The sequence below is a fragment of the Cupriavidus sp. 21MJTG02-4 genome, from assembly GCF_057798975.1.
Genome location: NZ_JBYOJP010000021.1, coordinates 77,196 through 95,197 on the forward strand (window position 1 = coordinate 77,196; position 18,002 = coordinate 95,197).

General features: G+C 66.0%; 18 protein-coding genes. 13 read left to right on the forward strand and 5 right to left on the reverse strand.

Features of this window, described 5'->3' with window-relative positions; translation table 11 throughout:
• Window positions 1–6 precede the first annotated feature (6 nt).
• Window positions 7–459 carry an SsrA-binding protein SmpB gene (gene smpB, locus AC3FKH_RS30075; protein WP_488679337.1) on the reverse strand — a complete coding sequence of 151 codons (453 nt, stop codon included), beginning with the start codon at window positions 457–459 and terminating at the stop codon, window positions 7–9.
• 212 nt (window positions 460–671) lie between these two features.
• Between smpB and AC3FKH_RS30080 the strand changes: the two genes are divergently transcribed.
• Together AC3FKH_RS30080 and AC3FKH_RS30085 are read left to right on the forward strand one after the other, a co-directional pair.
• On the forward strand, window positions 672–1,109 hold the full coding sequence (locus tag AC3FKH_RS30080; RefSeq protein ID WP_483729515.1) for a type II toxin-antitoxin system RatA family toxin: 438 nt from the start codon (window positions 672–674) through the stop codon (window positions 1,107–1,109).
• Window positions 1,096–1,443: an RnfH family protein gene (locus tag AC3FKH_RS30085; RefSeq protein WP_488679338.1), complete on the forward strand. Its 348-nt coding sequence runs from the start codon at window positions 1,096–1,098 to the stop codon at window positions 1,441–1,443. The genes AC3FKH_RS30080 and AC3FKH_RS30085 overlap by 14 nt, the downstream gene beginning before the upstream one ends.
• A 37-nt stretch (window positions 1,444–1,480) precedes the next feature.
• Here the strand turns inward: AC3FKH_RS30085 and AC3FKH_RS30090 are convergent, their stop codons facing one another.
• Together AC3FKH_RS30090 and AC3FKH_RS30095 are read right to left on the reverse strand one after the other, a co-directional pair.
• Complete coding sequence (locus AC3FKH_RS30090) at window positions 1,481–1,999, reverse strand: DUF4124 domain-containing protein (protein ID WP_488679339.1); 519 nt, start codon at window positions 1,997–1,999, stop codon at window positions 1,481–1,483.
• A gap of 102 nt (window positions 2,000–2,101) precedes the next feature.
• Window positions 2,102–3,061 (reverse strand): DMT family transporter, encoded by a 960-nt coding sequence (locus AC3FKH_RS30095; protein WP_488679340.1) that lies wholly within the window; start codon window positions 3,059–3,061, stop codon window positions 2,102–2,104.
• A gap of 124 nt (window positions 3,062–3,185) precedes the next feature.
• Here AC3FKH_RS30095 and guaB point away from each other — a divergent pair, with 124 nt between their 5' ends.
• The 5 genes from guaB to pdeM all read left to right on the forward strand — a co-directional run bounded on the left by guaB (window position 3,186) and on the right by pdeM (window position 10,593).
• Window positions 3,186–4,649 (forward strand): IMP dehydrogenase, encoded by a 1,464-nt coding sequence (gene guaB, locus AC3FKH_RS30100; RefSeq protein ID WP_488679341.1) that lies wholly within the window; start codon window positions 3,186–3,188, stop codon window positions 4,647–4,649.
• A 76-nt stretch (window positions 4,650–4,725) separates the two neighbouring features.
• A complete protein-coding gene (locus AC3FKH_RS30105; RefSeq protein WP_488679342.1) occupies window positions 4,726–5,349 on the forward strand; it encodes a hypothetical protein in 624 nt (207 codons plus the stop codon).
• Entirely contained in the window at window positions 5,324–6,943 is a 1,620-nt protein-coding gene (guaA, locus tag AC3FKH_RS30110) for a glutamine-hydrolyzing GMP synthase (protein ID WP_488679343.1), read from the forward strand. Before AC3FKH_RS30105 ends, guaA begins: the two co-directional genes overlap by 26 nt.
• A 279-nt stretch (window positions 6,944–7,222) precedes the next feature.
• Window positions 7,223–9,901 (forward strand): ligase-associated DNA damage response DEXH box helicase, encoded by a 2,679-nt coding sequence (locus AC3FKH_RS30115; RefSeq protein ID WP_488679344.1) that lies wholly within the window; start codon window positions 7,223–7,225, stop codon window positions 9,899–9,901.
• Window positions 9,898–10,593 carry a ligase-associated DNA damage response endonuclease PdeM gene (gene pdeM / locus AC3FKH_RS30120; RefSeq protein WP_488679345.1) on the forward strand — a complete coding sequence of 232 codons (696 nt, stop codon included), beginning with the start codon at window positions 9,898–9,900 and terminating at the stop codon, window positions 10,591–10,593. The genes AC3FKH_RS30115 and pdeM overlap by 4 nt, the downstream gene beginning before the upstream one ends.
• 14 nt (window positions 10,594–10,607) lie before the next feature.
• Here the strand turns inward: pdeM and AC3FKH_RS30125 are convergent, their stop codons facing one another.
• Window positions 10,608–11,009, reverse strand: coding sequence for a hypothetical protein (locus tag AC3FKH_RS30125; protein WP_488679346.1), 402 nt, complete (start codon window positions 11,007–11,009; stop codon window positions 10,608–10,610).
• Between the two features lie 175 nt (window positions 11,010–11,184).
• On the opposite strand from AC3FKH_RS30125, the gene AC3FKH_RS30130 reads away from it, so the two are divergent.
• The gene (locus tag AC3FKH_RS30130; RefSeq protein WP_488679347.1) at window positions 11,185–11,691 is read left to right on the forward strand and encodes a DUF1993 domain-containing protein; all 507 of its coding nucleotides are present in this window, start codon (window positions 11,185–11,187) and stop codon (window positions 11,689–11,691) included.
• Window positions 11,692–11,728: 37 nt separating this feature from the next.
• Here AC3FKH_RS30130 and AC3FKH_RS30135 read toward each other — a convergent pair whose 3' ends face one another.
• Window positions 11,729–12,934, reverse strand: coding sequence for an MFS transporter (locus AC3FKH_RS30135; RefSeq protein WP_488679348.1), 1,206 nt, complete (start codon window positions 12,932–12,934; stop codon window positions 11,729–11,731).
• Window positions 12,935–13,367: 433 nt separating this feature from the next.
• Here AC3FKH_RS30135 and queE point away from each other — a divergent pair, with 433 nt between their 5' ends.
• The 5 genes from queE (at window position 13,368) to AC3FKH_RS30160 (ending at window position 17,906) form a co-directional block, all read left to right on the forward strand.
• Window positions 13,368–14,003 carry a 7-carboxy-7-deazaguanine synthase gene (gene queE / locus AC3FKH_RS30140; RefSeq protein ID WP_488679349.1) on the forward strand — a complete coding sequence of 212 codons (636 nt, stop codon included), beginning with the start codon at window positions 13,368–13,370 and terminating at the stop codon, window positions 14,001–14,003.
• Window positions 14,004–14,109: 106 nt separating this feature from the next.
• Entirely contained in the window at window positions 14,110–14,586 is a 477-nt protein-coding gene (locus tag AC3FKH_RS30145) for a 6-pyruvoyl trahydropterin synthase family protein (RefSeq protein ID WP_483708216.1), read from the forward strand.
• A gap of 7 nt (window positions 14,587–14,593) precedes the next feature.
• Window positions 14,594–15,127 carry a tRNA adenosine(34) deaminase TadA gene (gene tadA, locus AC3FKH_RS30150; protein WP_488679351.1) on the forward strand — a complete coding sequence of 178 codons (534 nt, stop codon included), beginning with the start codon at window positions 14,594–14,596 and terminating at the stop codon, window positions 15,125–15,127.
• 15 nt (window positions 15,128–15,142) lie between these two features.
• Window positions 15,143–16,099: a muramoyltetrapeptide carboxypeptidase gene (gene ldcA / locus AC3FKH_RS30155; RefSeq protein ID WP_488679352.1), complete on the forward strand. Its 957-nt coding sequence runs from the start codon at window positions 15,143–15,145 to the stop codon at window positions 16,097–16,099.
• A gap of 184 nt (window positions 16,100–16,283) precedes the next feature.
• A complete protein-coding gene (locus AC3FKH_RS30160) occupies window positions 16,284–17,906 on the forward strand; it encodes an ABC-F family ATPase (RefSeq protein ID WP_483708213.1) in 1,623 nt (540 codons plus the stop codon).
• Window positions 17,907–18,002: the final 96 nt, after the last annotated feature.

The following is an 18,002-nucleotide window of genomic DNA, read 5'->3' on the forward strand; positions in this document are numbered from 1 at the left end:
GGCGGCTTATTCCTTGCTGCCGCCCTTCATGATGCGCGACTTCTCGCGCTGCCAGTCGCGTTGCTTCTCGGTTTCGCGCTTGTCGAAGAGCTTCTTGCCCTTGCCCAGGCCGATCTCGCATTTCACGCGGCCGCGCGTGTAGTGGAGGTTCAGCGGCACCAGCGTATAGCCGCGCTGTTCGACCTTGCCGATCAGCCTCTTGATCTCGTCGGCCTTGAGCAGCAGCTTGCGCGTGCGCACCGGGTCCGGATTGATGTGGGTGGAGGCGCTCTGCAGCGGGCTGATGTGGGCGCCGATCAGGTACATCTCGGCATCGCGCACCACCACGTAGCCTTCCTTGATCTGCACGCGGCCCGCGCGGATCGCCTTGACTTCCCAGCCTTCCAGCACGATGCCGGCCTCGTATCGCTCTTCGATGAAGTAGTCGAAAAAGGCCTTCTTGTTATCTGCAATGGTCATGCGTGCTGGGTAGGGGTGCGTGAGTGAAAAATCTCGCCGGACGGGGCGGGCCTGGTGGCCCATTCTGCGGCGGGGATGCCGCGGTCGCCTGTGTCGGCTAAAATCCGGATTTTAGCAAACCAGCCCCGGTACCGGTCCATGTCCGCGGCGCGCCAGCTCCGATTGGCGCGATATTGCAGTGCGGTATGGCCGGATACCCGATTTTTCCATTCATGGCAGACGTCCATAAATCCGTGCTGCTCGGCTATTCGGCCGCGCAGATGTACGACCTGGTCACGCGCGTGGAGGACTATCCCAAGTTCCTTCCGTGGTGCGGTGGCGTCGAGGTGTTCGAGCAGACCGAGACCACGCTCGATGCCAAGATCCATATCCAGTTCAAGGGTATCCAGCAGTTCTTCCATACGCGCAATACGCAAGAGCGGCCCACGCGCATCGACATGACGTTTGCCGACGGCCCATTCAAGACGTTCAACGGTTCCTGGCGCTTTACGCCGCTGCGCGAGGATGCCTGCAAGATCGAATTCCACCTGCATTACGAGTTCTCCAGCCTGCTGCTGGAAAAGATTATCGGGCCGGTATTCAGCGTCATCGCGAATACCTTCGTGGATGCCTTCGTCAAGCGTGCCGAGGTGGTTTATGGCGCCAACTGATGCCGCGCCGGGCACGGTGCGCATCTCGGTGTGCTACGCCAGGCCCGATTCGGTTTTCCTGGAGGAAATCGATGTGCCGGAAGGCACCACGATTGCCGCGGCCATCGTCGGCTCGGGGCTGCAGCAGGCCTGCCCCGAGGTGGATCCGTCCACCATGCGCGTCGGTATCTACGGCAAGCTCAAGACAACCGATACCGTGGTGCGGGCTGGGGATCGCCTCGAAATCTATCGGCCCCTGACTGCGGATCCGAAACTGGCCCGGCGCCGGCGCGTGCAGAAGACGCGCGCGAGTGGCACGCGCGAAGGGCAGAAGTGGTTGCGCGGGGGCAGTTGAGGGCGGGGGACGCCAGCGTTGGTGTCCGGTACTGGCCTTAGCCGCAGTCCTTCTCGATATTGGCGTTGGTTTTCACGATCTCGGCCTGGCGTTGTTCGCCGCCGAGAAACTGCACGCCGCCGTCTGCGGTCATCACGCCGGTACGCGCGCCTTGTTGCAGGCCCTGCGCGTAATTGCGCAGCTGGGCGCAACGCGTGGCCCGCTCGTTGGCCTCCGCCTCTTTCTGCGCATCCTTGGCAGCCGCCTCGAGCCGCTCCGCGCGGCGCTTCTGGAACGCTTCCTCGGCCGTTGGTGCGGGTGCCGCGGCGGCCTTTGCAGCGGCCGGCCGGGCCGGAGCAGCTTCGGCAGTGGCGGGTGTGGCCTCGACTGGCTGGTATTCGCCGGAAAGCTTCCCTGGCCCCTTCACGATGCGCGTGACGTCGGGAGACGGGGGAACGTCGCTGTACACCATCCGACCATTGGCGTCGCGCCATTGCCACTGGGCGGATGCCGATGCCGGCACAGAAGCGAGGGCGGCGGCAAACAGCGAAAGCGACAGCGCGGACGAGCGGATCATGGCTGGGTACGGTAGTGTCTGGGCAGATGTTCTGTGGCCGGCGTTGGCTTTCCGGGCCGGCCGGGCATCCTGGATGTGACCCCGGCGACATCAAATGCAAGTCTACGCAGACTTGTCGCTGGCGTGCAAGCGGACAGACCAGGCGACCCCGACCATGAGCAGGACGATGGCGGCGATTTCCAGCGGCCGCGGCCAGCGGTGATCGAACACAAACCCGTATGCCAGCGCGAAAAGCGTCTCGAATACGATCATCTGGCCCGACAGCGTCAGCGGCAGCCGGCGGCTGGCGATGTTCCAGAGGTTGTTGCCAATCAGCGACGCTCCCAGTGCCACGGCGGCGTTGACCATCCAGAACCATTGCCAGTCGCGTCCGGTGCCGGGGGCGCTGAGGGCGTCGCCGGCAAGCAGCCAGCCGCCCAGTGCGAGGATGGCCGAGACCGCCCCGGTCGACAGCCCGTACAGCGCCGACCACTCATTGCCGCTGTAGTGCGGATTGCGCTGCAGGTAGCGCGCGTTGTCTACGGCATACAAGGTCCAGCAGACCAGCGCACCGGCCGCGCAAGCCACGCCCGCGAGCTTTTGCCAGACTGGCCGGATCATGGCGCCGGCCGCGGCGGCATGCGTACTCTGGCCGCCGCCGAACAAGTCGATGTTGATGCACGCAATGCCGGCCGCGACCACCAGCAGCGGCCATATCAGCCGGGACAGCGGCACCGCGCCATGGTCGCGCCGGCCCATGATGGTCACGGAAATCGGCAGGATACCGATGATCAGCGAGGTCGGGCCTACCCCGGCGAGCTGGACGCCGAAGGCCAGCAGTACGTAGTACAGCAGGTTGCCCGTGAAGGCCTGGCGCAGCAATGCCACGCAATCGGCACGCGTAAGCTTGCGTGCGATGCGCTTCATCAGCGGCAGGGCAGCGACCAGCGCGACCAGCCCGTAGGCCAGGTAACGCCCGATGGCGAGCTCCCATGGCGAAAACGCCGGCAGCAGCTTGGGCGCAATGAACACCATGCCCCAGAACGCGCCCGCCAGCAGTCCGCACAGTACGCCGATCCCCATTCCCGCCACGCTTTCGAAGAAAAAAGATTTCGAGCATAGCAGAGGCCGTCGTGCGCGGGCGTTTGCGCCGCGTCAAGATGCGCGCCTTCCTGTATAATTCGGTTTTGCGCCTAGAGGAATTGCTATGCGTCTTGTCCAGAAAGCACTCACGTTCGATGATGTGCTGCTCGTGCCGGCCTATTCGGCCGTCCTGCCCCGGGATGTCTCCCTTCGTACCCGCCTGACCCGTTCGATCGACCTGAACATTCCGCTCGTGTCCGCTGCCATGGATACCGTGACGGAGGCTCGCCTGGCCATTGCCATGGCGCAGGCCGGCGGCATCGGCATCGTTCACAAGAATCTGAAGCCGGCCGACCAGGCCCGCGAGGTCGCTCGCGTCAAGCGCTATGAATCGGGTGTGCTGCGTGATCCAATCACCATTTTCCCCGACATGAAGGTGCGGGAAGTGATCGCGCTGTCGCAGCAGCATGGCATTTCGGGCTTCCCGGTGCTGGAAGGCAAGACCGTCGTCGGCATCATCACCAACCGCGACCTGCGCTTCGAGGAAGAACTGGACGCGCCGGTGCGCGCCAAGATGACCCCGCGCGAAAAGCTGGTGACCGTCAACGAAGGCGCCACGCTGGAAGAAGCCAAGCGCCTGATGAACCGTCACCGCCTGGAGCGCGTTCTGGTGGTCAACCAGGCCTTCGAGCTGCGCGGCCTGATCACCGTGAAGGACATCCAGAAGGCCGTGGACAATCCGCTGGCCAGCAAGGACGACCATGGCCAGCTGCGCGTCGGCGCGGCGGTCGGCGTGGGTCCGGACAATGACGAGCGCGTCGAACTGCTGGTCAAGGCCGGCGTGGACGTGATCGTGGTCGATACCGCCCATGGCCACAGCCAGGGTGTGCTGGACCGCGTGCGCTGGGTCAAGCAGAACTACCCGCAAGTGCAGGTTGTCGGCGGCAACATCGCTACTGGCGACGCCGCGCGTGCGCTGGTCGAGCATGGCGCCGACGGCGTCAAGGTCGGTATCGGCCCGGGCTCGATCTGCACCACGCGTATCGTTGCTGGTGTCGGCGTGCCGCAGATCACCGCCGTGTCGAACGTGGCCGAAGCCCTGAAGGGCACCGGCGTGCCGCTGATCGCCGATGGCGGCGTGCGTTACTCCGGTGACGTGGCCAAGGCGTTGGCAGCCGGCGCCCACACCGTGATGATGGGCGGCATGTTCTCCGGTACCGAGGAAGCGCCGGGCGAGGTGTTCCTGTTCCAGGGCCGTTCGTTCAAGAGCTACCGCGGCATGGGTTCGGTGGGCGCGATGAAGGACGGCGCGGCTGACCGCTACTTCCAGGAAGACAACACCGCCAACGTCGACAAGCTGGTTCCGGAAGGCATCGAAGGCCGTGTGGCCTACAAGGGCTCGGTCATGGCCATCATCCACCAGCTCACTGGTGGCGTGCGGGCTTCGATGGGCTACTGCGGCAGCAAGTCGATCGCCGACTGGCATGAGAACTCGCAGTTCGTGCAGATCACGGCGGCCGGTATGCGCGAGTCGCATGTGCACGACGTGCAGATCACCAAGGAAGCGCCGAACTACCACATCGACTGACCCGCGCGGCGGGCCTGCCGAGCCAGGTGCCAGGCATCCCGGCAGGCAAGCCTGCCGGGCCTGCTGAGGACCGCTCATGAAGGTGCTGCTGCGAGCCGTACTGTTCTTCGACGCCTTGCTAGACCTGATGCTCGGCGTGCTGCTGCTGATGTCGCCGTTCACGACGTTGTATGCGGCCCTGCAACTGCCCCAGCCGCAACCGGCGCTGTTCGGACAGTTGCTGGGTGTCGCGCTGATCGGCTTGTCCTGGCTGCTGTGGCATGCCACCGTCAACGGACAGATGACGGTGACCGTGGCTCGGACCGTTGGCTACGTGAACCTGGCCAGCGCGCTGCTGATCCTCTCCTGGCTGGTGTTCCTGGAACTGCCGCTGGAAGGCGCCGGCAAGGTCTGGGTGCCCATCCTGGTGGCCATGCTTGGCTTTTTCGCGCTGGTGCAGATACCGGCGGCCAAGCGCGTGCGCAACCGCGAGCGGCAGCTGAAGGCAGAGCGCGATCTGCAGCAGGCCACTGAAGCCAATGACCCGCGCCCGCAACCCGGCCCCGCGCGCCGCGCGCAAACATCGCCATTCCCCGACAACCGGCGCGAGCCGGTCATCACGCCGCCGCCCGGCTATGGTCCAGGCACGGAAGTGACAACCGAACCCGAACCGGAAGATACGCCACCCGCCCATCATGCACGACAAAATCCTTATTCTTGATTTCGGCTCGCAGGTCACGCAGCTGATTGCCCGCCGCGTTCGCGAGGCCCACGTCTACTGCGAGATCCATCCGAACGATGTGAGCGACGAATTCGTCCGCGAATTCGCGCCCAAGGGCATCATCCTGTCGGGCAGCCACGCCAGCACCTACGAAGACCACCAGCTGCGCGCGCCGCAGGCGGTGTGGGACCTGGGCGTGCCGGTGCTCGGCATCTGCTACGGCATGCAGACCATGGCCGTGCAGCTCGGTGGCAAGGTCGAGTGGAGCGACCACCGCGAATTTGGCTACGCCGAAGTCCGCGCGCATGGCCACACCGCGCTGCTCAAGGACATCGAGGATTTCACCACGGCCGAAGGCCACGGCATGCTCAAGGTCTGGATGAGCCACGGCGACAAGGTCGGCGAGCTGCCGCCGGGCTTCAAGCTGATGGCCTCCACCCCGAGCTGCCCGATCGCCGGCATGGCCGACGAGGCGCGCGGCTACTACGCCGTCCAGTTCCACCCGGAAGTCACGCACACGTCGAAGGGCCGCGAGATGCTGGAGCGCTTCGTGCTGGGCGTCTGCGGTGCCGGCGCGGACTGGGTGATGAAGGACCACATCGAAGAAGCCGTTGCGCTGATCCGCAAGCAGGTGGGCGACGAGGAGGTGATCCTCGGCCTGTCCGGCGGCGTGGATTCGTCGGTGGCTGCCGCGCTGATCCATCGCGCGATCGGCGACCAGCTTACCTGCGTGTTCGTCGACCACGGCCTGCTGCGCCTGGACGAGGGCAAGATGGTGATGGAGATGTTCGCCGGCCGCCTGCATGCCAAGGTTGTGCATATCGATGCGTCGGAGCAGTTCCTCGGCCACCTGGCCGGCGTGACCGACCCCGAGCAGAAGCGCAAGATCATCGGCCGCGAGTTCGTGGAAGTGTTCCAGGCTGAAGCCAAGAAGCTCACCAATGCGAAGTGGCTGGCCCAGGGCACGATCTACCCGGACGTAGTCGAGTCGGGCGGTACCAAGACCAAGAAGGCCACCACCATCAAGAGCCACCACAACGTCGGTGGCCTGCCTGAAACGCTGGGCCTGAAGCTGCTGGAGCCGCTGCGCGACCTGTTCAAGGACGAAGTCCGTGAACTCGGCGTGGCGCTGGGCCTGCCGCCGGAGATGGTGTACCGCCACCCGTTCCCTGGCCCGGGCCTGGGCGTGCGCATCCTCGGCGAAGTCAAGCGCGACTACGCCGAACTGCTGCGCCGTGCGGATGCGATCTTCATCGAAGAGCTGCGCAAGACCATCGCGACGGAGCAGGACGCCGCTGCGGGCCTGTGCGAGCCGCAGCAGGTGGGCAAGAGCTGGTACGACCTGACCAGCCAGGCCTTTGCGGTGTTCCTGCCGGTCAAGTCCGTGGGCGTGATGGGGGATGGCCGGACCTACGACTATGTGGTCGCGTTGCGTGCGGTGCAGACCACTGACTTCATGACGGCGCACTGGGCGCACTTGCCGTATTCGCTGCTGGGTCGTTGCTCGAACCGGATCATCAACGAAGTCCGGGGTCTGAACCGGGTCGTGTATGACGTGTCGGGCAAGCCGCCTGCGACGATTGAATGGGAGTGACGCGGCGCACGCCAATCGCCATGCCAGGCGATTGAGCGGGCACTGAGCCTGTCATCCGAAGCCCGCGCTGTTGTGCGGGCTTCTTGCTTTCTGGCGATCACGAGATCGGTCTCATGTGGGAATACGCCGACAACGGAACGGGATGTCTCCGGCTGACGACCGCAAACGCGTCGCCTACGCTTCACGGTAGAAGGTGGCTGGCCGCGGGATTCGCTCGTGGTCTTCCCCTGCCAGGGTCCACCTGAGAAGGGGTCGCCAGGATGACCGGTCGGGGGAAGCATGGCAACAAAGCGGCGTGACGTCACGCCACCTTCGCCCTCGGTAGCGCGCAAGCTGCCGGAGCTGTTTGCCGCGCGCCACTGGCAGCCGTTCGACTTCCAGCGCGCGGTATGGGACGCCATCGGACGAGGGCAAAGCGGCTTGCTGCACGCCACCACAGGCACCGGCAAAACCTATGCCGCATGGCTGGGCGCGTTGCTCGCCTTTGCCAGCCCGCCAACCCGCCCCGGAGCGCCGCCAGCTTCGTTGACCGTGCTCTGGCTGACGCCGATGCGCGCGCTTGCGGCGGACACCACCCGGGCGCTGCTTGCACCGCTTGCCGAACTCGGCCTCGACTGGACCGTGGGGCTGCGCACCGGCGACACCAGCAGCAGCGAGCGCGCGGCACAGGCGCGCCGGCTACCGACCGCGCTGGTCACCACACCGGAAAGCCTGTCGCTGCTGCTGACGCGCGCCGATGCGCGCGAGGCGCTCCAAAGCGTGCGGCTGGTCGTGGTCGACGAGTGGCACGAACTGATCGGCAGCAAGCGCGGGGTCCAGGTGCAACTGGCGCTGGCCCGGCTGCACCAGTGGCAGCCGGACCTGTGCGTGTGGGGCCTGTCCGCGACGCTTGGCAACCTGAACCATGCGCGCGATGTGCTGCTGGCCGGTGTCCCGCCGGAACGGCGCGTACTGGTCCACGGCCATACCCCCAAGACTCTGATCATCGACACGCTGCTGCCGGACGCCGCCAGCCGTTTTCCGTGGGCGGGCCACCTTGGCCTGTCGATGCTGCCGCACGTGGTGCACGAACTGGAAGCCAGCAGCACGACACTTGTGTTCCTGAATACGCGATCGCAGGCGGAGCTCTGGTACCAGGCATTGCTGGAGGCTCGACCGGACTGGGCAGGGCAGATTGCGCTGCATCACGGATCGCTGGACCGTGCAGTGCGCGAATGGGTCGAGCAGCATCTCAAGAACGGCGAGTTGCGCGCCGTGGTGTGTACCTCCAGCCTGGACCTCGGCGTGGACTTCCTGCCGGTGGAACGCGTGCTGCAGATCGGCTCGCCCAAGGGCGTGGCGCGGCTGCTGCAGCGCGCCGGGCGATCCGGGCACGCCCCCGGCCGGGCATCGCGCGTGACCGTGGTGCCCACGCACAGCCTGGAGCTCGTGGAGTCGGTCGCCGCGAGAGAGGCCGCGCTGGCCGGGCGGATCGAGGCGCGCGATTCGCCGGACAAGCCGCTCGACGTGCTGGTCCAGCACCTGGTCACGGTGGCACTGGGCGGCGGATTCCGGGCCGACGACCTGCTGGCCGAAGTGCGGACCGCGTGGGCCTACCGCGCGCTGACCGGGGAGGAATGGCAATGGTGCCTCGACTTCGTGCGCAATGGCGGCGGTACGTTGTCTGCCTATCCCGACTATCACCGAGCGATGCCCGACGATGATGGCGTCTGGCGCGTGCCGGACGCCCGGCTGGCGCGCCGGCACCGGATGAGCGTGGGTACGATCGTCAGCGATGCAACGATGCAGGTGCGATACTGGACTCGCGGAGGCAGCGGCGGTGCGTCGCTGGGGACGGTCGAGGAGGGCTTTATTGCCCGCCTGGCGCCCGGCGACTGTTTCCTGTTTGGCGGCCGCCTGCTGGAGCTGGTGCGCACGCAGGAGATGACCGCCTACGTGCGCCGCGCCACCGGCAAGCGGCCGGCCGTGCCGCGCTGGAACGGCGGCAAGATGCCGCTTTCCACGGAACTGGCCGACGCCGTCGTCGCCACACTTGATGCCGTGCGCGCGGGTCAGCTGGATCCCGCCACCACGCCCGAACTGCCGTTGATCGAGCCGCTCGTGGCCTTGCAGATGCGCTGGTCGTCAGTGCCTACACCGGACACGCTGCTGGCGGAGACGCTGCATTCGCGCGAAGGCTGGCACCTGTTTCTCTACCCCTTTGCCGGGCGTTCCGTGCATCTCGGCCTCGGCAGCCTGCTGGCATGGCGGCTGGGGCAGAAAGTGCCGGCTACGTTCTCGGTGGCAGTCAACGACTATGGATTGGAGTTGCTGGCGTCCGCGCCGCTGGATTGGGGGCAATGGCTGCCGCAGGTGCTGGCCGAAGAGCGCCATCGCGATCTGGCCGCCGACGTGATGGGCAGCCTGAACGCCGGCGAGCTGTCGCTGCGCCGCTTCCGCGAGATCGCTCGCGTGGCGGGGCTGGTGTTCCAGGGTTATCCCGGCGCGGCCAAGAGCGCGCGGCAGTTGCAGGCCTCGTCGAGCCTGTTCTATGAAGTCTTTCGCAAGCACGACCCCGGTAATCTCCTGCTAGGGCAGGCCGAACGCGAGGTGCTGATGCAGGAGCTGGATGCGCACCGCCTGACCACCACGCTGGCGCGGCTGGCATCAATGCGGCTGGACTTGCGCGTGCTGGAGCGGCCGTCGCCGCTGGCGTTCCCGCTGATCGTGGAATTCCTGCGCGAAAAACTGAGCACGGAGAAGCTTGCGGACCGCATCGCCCGCATGCTCGCTGACTTGGAGCGCGCGGCAGGTCCGGCGCCCGACTATACGGGGCCGATGCATGACATGCCGCCGGGCGTCGATGCGGCACGCGTGGCAGAGCAAGCGCGCTTCGGCATGTCCGACCACGCAGGACCGGCAGGCCCGCGCAAGCCTCGGCGGACGCGCAAGCCGTCCCGGCCACTACCGCTGCTATGACCGGCATGAGCGATATCCACCTGGTTGCGTCGGGAGCCCATGCCGTGCGTGTGGCCGGCGAGACGCTGTGGTTGCTGCCAGAGCATGCGGTGTGGTGGCCGGCAGGCAGCATGCTGCTCGTGGCGGATGTCCACATCGGCAAGGGCGCGGCCTTCCGTGCATTGGGCCAGCCGGTGCCGAGCGGGACCACTGCCGATAACCTGGCGCGGCTACATGCGCTGGCGCGGCGCTATCCGGCCAGAGAACTGGTGTTTCTCGGAGACTTTCTGCACGCCCGCGCCGCGCGCACGGGCGCGGTGCTGATGGCGCTGCGCGACTGGCGGCGCTGCCTGCCGGCGCATCTGCGCTGCACGCTGGTACGCGGCAACCACGACGCTCACGCCGGGGATCCGCCGCCCGACCTGGAGATCGCAGTCGTCACCGAGCCGCTTTCGGCCGGGCCATTCGCTTTGTGCCACATGCCGGGGACTTCGCCTCAAGGCTTCGTGCTGGCGGGCCATCTGCACCCGGCCTGCGTGTTGCGCGGCACCGGCGGCGATGTCTTGCGGCTGCCGTGTTTTGTGTTCGGCGCAGAAGGGGCAATCCTGCCTGCGTTTGGCGCATTCACAGGACACGCCACCATCCGGGCGCAACCGGGGGAGCATTGCTACGTGGTTGGCGACGGCCGGGTGTGGCCCGTGCCAGTCAGGTAAGGCAAGGGCGCAACTCAGGCCCCGCCCAGCAGATCCTGCTCATCGAGCAGCGCGTAGGCAATCTCGGGCGTCATCTCCATCGCCCGGCGTATCGCCGCGGGAATCGCCTGCTTCGTCTTCCGGCATAGTCCCGGCTTATCTTCGAGCTGGATGTTGATCCCCCGCAGCGTGCGCACGCCATTCGCGCTCGGCGTGATGGTCAGGACGATGCCAAGTTGTGCCTGCAAGCGGCCGCCCAGATGCCGCAGGTCGGCGAGGCTCGTCACGCTTTCCAGCCGCGCCACCAGCCGTTTTTCCTCCTCGCGGGTCAGGCGCAGGACGCTGAGGTCGGCGTTCGGATCGGCCAGCAGTTCTTCCCTGCGGCAAGTGCAGGCGCCGGGCGGGCATTCCGTGCGGATCGGGAAGGGCGCGTTCATCGGGGGGGCGGCCGGACAGGCCCCATGCGGGGACGGTAGCTGGATATCTTAAAGCACGACGCGGTGGGCCGGCGCATGGACCGCCTGCAAGAGGCGCGGATTCGATTTATGCTGCCGCTGGCGACGCAGCACAGCCGAATACCCAGAACCAGGTATGACCATGCCAGGAGACCATATGGCCCTCTCGATGTATGAAGTATCGATTCCCGCGTTTATCCGCGCCCTGAACAACCTGTCGGCCATATTGGAAAAAGGCGCGGCGCATGCGCAGGCGCAGGGCATGGATCCGGCCGACCTGATCCAGACGCGCCTGATCGCCGACATGGATGCACTGGCGACGCAGGTGCAGCGCGCCAGCGATGCCGCGAAGGGCTGCGCGGCGCGGCTGGCGGGGATCGACGTGCCGTCCTTCGCCGATACCGAGGCGACGTTTCCAGAACTGCAGGAACGCATCGCGAAGACCGTGGCCTTCCTGAAGTCGGTCCGTCCCGAGCAGCTCGAAGGCAGCGAAGCAAGAAGCATCGAACTGAAGCTCAGGCAGGGTGCCGTCACCTTCGATGGCAAGAACTACCTGCTGGGCTTCGCCCTGCCTAACTTCTACTTCCACATCACCACCGCCTATGACATCCTGCGCCACAAGGGCGTGCAGATCGGCAAGATGGATTACCTCGGCGCACGCTGAGCCGCCGGCCTTGCCGAGTGGGGCAAGGGGCCGGGGTTCAGTGCATCGCGGCGCCGGCAGGCAGAGGGCCGCGTGCGTCGAATCCGGCGGCGCGGTCCAGCCGGCCGCTCAGTTCGGTCAGACCAAGCGCCACCAGCACGACGAGCGCACCGATCCATGGCGTATGCATCAGGCCCAGGTGCGTGACGATCAGGCCACCGGCCCAGGCCGCCCCGGCAATGCCAAGGTTGAAAGCCGCGATATTCAGCCCGGAGGCCACGTCGACGGCATGCGGCGTATGGCGCTCTGCCTGCTTGACTACGTAGACCTGCAGGCCGGGCACATTGCCGAAGGCAACGGCACCCCAGGCCAGCACGGTGGCGACGACCAGCCACCGGTGCGGTGCGGTGAACGTCAGCACGAACAGCACCACGGCGAGCAGCAAGAAGACCAGCCGCAGGGCAGGGATGGGGCCATGGCGATCGGCCAGGCGACCGCCCCAGATATTGCCCACCGCCACGGATACGCCGTACACGAGCATCACCAGCCCGACGGCGCTGGCGCTGAAGCCCGACACATCCTGCAGGATCGACGCCAGGAAGGTGAACGGAATGAACGAGCCGCCATAGCCGATCGCGGTCTTGGCGTACACCAGCAACAAGCGCGGCTCAGCCAGCACGCGGGCCTGCTGCAGCAGCGAGGCAGGCGGCGAATGCGGGATCGACGACGGCACGAACAGCAGGCTGCCGACAAAGGCGACCATGCCGAGTCCCGAGACCGCCAGGAATGTCTCGCGCCAGCCAAAATGCTGGCCGATGAACGTGCCCAGCGGGACGCCCGTCACCAGTGCGACGGTCAGGCCGGTGAACATGATGGCAATGGCACTGGCCGCCTTGTCCTTCGGCACCAGGCCGGTAGCGATGGTCGAGCCGATCGAGAAGAACACACCGTGGGCCAGGCCGGTCAGGATGCGCGCCACGACCAGCGATTCATAGCTCGGCGCCTTCCAGGCAAGCAGGTTGCCAAGCGTAAAAAGCGCCATTAGCGACAGCAACAGCGCCTTGCGCGGCAGCCGGCCGGTCAGTGCGGTAAGCACCGGAGCGCCGACCGCCACCCCAAGGGCATACAGGCTGACCAGCATGCCGGCCGATGGCACGCTGATGTGCAGGTCGGTGGCGATGGTCGGGATCAGCCCGACGATCACGAATTCCGTCGTGCCGATGGCGAACGCGCTGAGGGTCAGCGCTAACAGGGCAATGGGCATGGTCTGCCTCCAGGAGAAAGTGGGATGGCGGCAGTGTGCCTGTCTTACCTTTGCGGATTAAGGTGGTGATCGACAGAAGATATTTGAAATGAACGCAAGAATGGTTCGTAAGCCCTGCTGAGGCTGCCCGGTATTGAGGTGGGGGTGAGGTGACGGTGGCGGCCCCTCGCCCGGCGTGCGGTGCGGTCGCCATCTCAGCGATAACCCTGACTCGTCTGGTATACTTCCATGTTGTCTGGCCGCTGCCGGATACAGCCTGCGAGAGGCCATGCGGAGCCCCGCCCCGATGCACTGCCGGAGGCACCGCCTTGCCTCAAGCCATCTCTGATCCGGAGTCCTGGCCTCGCTCTCCCGACCCATGAAAGACCGGCCGCCATTGGTCGCCATTGGCCGCTGAAACCATTGCGTTCCTGACCGGAACGCGCCGCAAAGCATGACTTACGCCGTCAAGGAAATCTTCTATACGCTGCAGGGCGAAGGCGCCAACGCCGGCCGTGCCGCGGTGTTCTGCCGCTTTGCCGGCTGCAACCTGTGGAGCGGGCGCGAAGAGGACCGGGCCACGGCGGTTTGCCAGTTCTGCGACACGGATTTCGTCGGTACCGACGGCACGCGCGGCGGCAAGTACCGCACGGCTGAGGAACTCGCCGCCACGGTTGCTTCCGAATGGCCGCAAGGCGCCGGCGGCAAGCCGCTGGTGGTGTGCACGGGCGGCGAGCCGCTGCTGCAGCTCGATGGTCCGCTGATCGACGCGCTGCACGCGCAGGGCTTCGAGATCGCGATCGAAACCAACGGCACGATCGAGGTGCCGTCGGGAATCGACTGGGTTTGCGTGAGCCCCAAGATGGGCTCCGAACTCGTGGTCAGGAAGGGCGACGAGCTGAAGGTGGTGATGCCGCAGGCCGGGCAGGACTTCGCCGCATACGAGCAGCTGGATTTCCGGTATTTCCTGGTGCAGGCCATGGACGGCCCGCTGGCCCGCGAAAATACCGCCGCCGCCGTGGCGTTCTGCCAGCGACACCCGCGCTGGCGCCTGTCGCTGCAGACCCACAAGCTGCTGGGCATCCGCTGATTCAGGTGGATGCCTGTCCCGTGGCCGCAGCGTGGGCCACAATAGAGCCCGCGGACTCCGGCACGAAGTCCACCCAATGCAGGCCGCCTTGCAAGCGCCCGTACCCATGAGCAAACAAGTTTCCATTACCCGCCGGCTCGAATTCGATTCCGGCCACCGCATCCCGAACCACTGCGGCCAGTGCCGCAACATCCATGGCCACCGCTATCGCCTCGACCTGACGCTGTCGGGCGAGGTGCTGCATCGCGAGGGCGCGTCGGATGACGGCATGATCCTCGATTTCGGCGATATCAAGTCGCTGGCCCAGGACCACCTGGTGTCCAAATGGGACCATGCGTTCCTGATTTATCGGGGCGACACTGCGCTGCTGAACTTCCTGCAGTCGATGGAAGGGCACAAGACCGTGGTGCTGGACGCCATCCCGACGGTCGAGAACCTGGCGCAGATCGCCTTCGACATGCTGGCCCCGGTGTTCAAGGACTGCTTCGGCCACCATTTGCAACTGACCCGCCTGGTCCTGTTCGAAACGCCCAACTGCTGGGCCGAAGTCACCGCCACGGCGGAGCTGCCGGCACAGGACTGAGTCGCTCATGACGGAAACCCGCACGGCGGAGGACATCGCTCGCGACGAGCGCTACATGCGCGCCGCCATGGACGAGGCGCGCCTGGCCGAAGCCGCGGGCGAGGTGCCGGTCGGCGCGGTGGTGGTGTGGAACGATGCCATCATCGCGCGCGGGCACAACCTGCCGATCACGTCGATGGATCCGTCGGCCCATGCCGAGATGCAGGCGCTGCGCGCGGCCGCGCAGGTGCTGGGCAACTACCGCATGCCCGAGTGCGAGCTGTACGTGACGCTGGAACCGTGTGCGATGTGCAGCGGCGCCATCCTCCATGCGCGCCTGCGCCATGTGGTGTTCGGCGCGACGGACCCGAAGACGGGTGCGGCCGGCAGCGTGGTGAACCTGTTCGAGCAGGCCCAGCTCAACCACCAGACCACCATGACGAGCGGCGTGCTGGCCGCCGAATGCGGGCAGATGCTGAAGGACTTCTTCGGCGCCCGGCGCCGCGCGCAGAAGGCCGCGCAACTCGCTGCACGAACCCTGTCCGATCCCGAACAACCCTGATCAAGCCCAACCCGTATGAGCACACCGAGCATCCAGCCGCATACCGAAGTCCGTCTGATCGCATCGTCCGGGTATCCGCACGATGTCGCCATCGCGGCACGCGGCTGTGCCTGGCTCAAGGCGCACGGGTACCACACGACTAACCCCGATGTGCTGGCGCGGCGCTACCTGCGCTTTGGCGGCACCGATGCCGAACGGCTCGCGGACCTGCATGCGATCGGCACCGGTACGCCGCACGAGCTGACGCTGGCCGTGCGTGGCGGCTACGGGATCGCGCGGCTGCTGGAGCGGCTCGATTTCGCGCGGATCGCCGAACAGGCGCGCGCCAGCGGCACGCCCATCGTCGGCCACAGCGATTTCACGGCGTTCCAGCTGGCCTATCTGGCAGCAACCGGCGCCGTGACCTTTGCCGGGCCGATGCTGCTGGCGGATTTCGGCGCGGACATGGTCGACCCGTTCATGTGGGAGCACTTCGAAGGCATCCTGCGCGATCCGGCCTACACGGTGACGGTGCTGGCCCCGCAGGACGGCGGGCAGCCGTTCTCGGGCACGGTGGCGGGCACGCTGTGGGGCGGCAACCTGGCCATGCTGTGCAGCCTGCTGGGGACGCGCTTCATGCCAAAGGTGGAAGGCGGCATCCTGTTCCTGGAAGACATCAACGAGCCACCGTATCGCGTGGAACGCATGCTGGTGCAGTTGCACCAGGCCGGCGTGCTCGGTGCGCAGCGCGCCATCGTCCTTGGTGATTTCTCCAACTACCGCGTGACGGACTACGACAACGGCTACGACATGGACGCCGTCGTGGCCTATCTGCGCGACGAGTTGAAGGTGCCGGTGGTGACCGGCCTGCCTTTCGGCCACTGCGCGCGCAAGCTGACGCTGCCGGTTGGCGCGCAGGCGCAGCTCAGCGCAAGTGCGGAAGGGTTCACGCTGAGCGTGTCGGGTTATCCGGTGCTGCCGACGCTGGCCTGACGACGGTTCGATCCACCCCATCCGGTCGCCGGGAAGGCGTGCGGATGGTAAAATAAGCGGTTATTCCCCCCGATTTCCAAATTCCTGCCGGGTTCTCCCATGAACCGGGGCGCATTCGACTCCGCCCCGTTCGGCAAGCCTGGCGCAATGGCGCCATACCCCGTTTCCAGACAAGGTTCCAGACGTGCTTTCTACCGCAAACATCACCATGCAGTTCGGCCCCAAGCCGTTGTTCGAGAATATCTCGGTCAAATTCGGCGAGGGCAACCGCTACGGCCTGATCGGCGCGAACGGTTGCGGCAAGTCCACCTTCATGAAGATCCTCGGTGGCGACCTGGAGCCGTCGTCGGGCAACGTCATGCTGGAGCCGGGCATTCGCCTGGGCAAGCTGCGCCAGGACCAGTTCGCCTATGAAGACATGCGCGTGCTGGACGTCGTGATGATGGGCCACACCGAGATGTGGGCCGCCGCGCAGGAGCGCGACGCCATCTACGCCAACCCGGAAGCGACCGACGAAGACTACATGAAGGCCGCCGAGCTGGAGGCCAAGTATGCCGAGTACGACGGCTACACCGCCGAGGCCCGTGCCGGTGAACTGCTGCTGGGCGTAGGCATTCCCACCACCCAGCACCAGGGCCCGATGAGCGACGTCGCGCCGGGCTGGAAGCTGCGCGTGCTGCTGGCGCAGGCACTGTTCTCGAATCCGGACGTGCTGCTGCTCGACGAGCCGACCAACAACCTGGACATCAATACGATCCGCTGGCTGGAAACCGTGCTCAACGAGCGCAACTCCACCATGATCATCATCTCGCACGATCGCCACTTCCTGAACTCCGTGTGCACGCACATGGCCGACATGGACTACGGCACGCTCAAGGTCTACCCGGGCAACTACGACGACTACATGGAAGCGTCGATGCAGGCCCGCGAGCGCCAGATGGCCGCCAACGCGCGCGCCAAGGAGCGCATCAGCGAACTGCAGGACTTCGTGCGCCGCTTCTCGGCCAACAAGTCCAAGGCCCGCCAGGCGACTTCGCGCGCCAAGCAGATCGAGAAGATCAAGGTCGAGGACATCAAGCCGTCGTCGCGCCAGAACCCGTTCATCCGCTTCGAGTTCGAGAAGAAGCTGCACAACCTGGCGGTCGAGGTGGAAGGCATCACCAAGACCTACGACCGCAAGATCATCAACAACCTGTCGCTGGCGATCCAGGCCGGCGAGCGCGTGGCGATCATCGGCGAGAACGGCGCGGGCAAAACCACGCTGCTGCGCAGCCTGCTGAACGGTGCGGTGCAGACCGGCGTGCAGCGCGGTGTCGAGGTCGATCGCGGCCTGGTCAAGTGGGCCGAGAACGCCAACGTCGGCTACATGCCGCAGGATACCTACGAGGAATTCCCGACCGACCGCGACGTGATGGACTGGATGAGCCAGTGGACGCAGGCCGGCGACGACGAAACCTCGCTGCGCGGCACGCTGGGCCGCCTGCTGTTCTCGGCGGACGACATCAAGAAGAACGTCAAGGTGCTGTCCGGTGGCGAAAAGGGCCGCATGATCTGGGGCAAGCTGATGCTGGGGCGGCACAACGTGCTGGCGCTGGACGAGCCGACCAACCACATGGACATGGAGTCGATCGAGTCGATGCAGATCGCGCTGGACAAGTTCCAGGGCACGCTGATCTTCGTCTCGCACGACCGCGAGTTCGTGAGCGGCCTGGCCACACGCGTGATCGAAGTGCGTACCGATGGCACGCTGACGGATTACCTCGGCACGTATGACGAGTACCTGCAGTCGCAGGGTATCGACGGCTAAGGACGGCTAAAGACGGCTAAGCGCCTGAACCCGTGTCAACGCAAAGGCCGCCTCCGGGCGGCCTTTGTGCTTCTTGTTCGCTGTTTGCGACGGCGC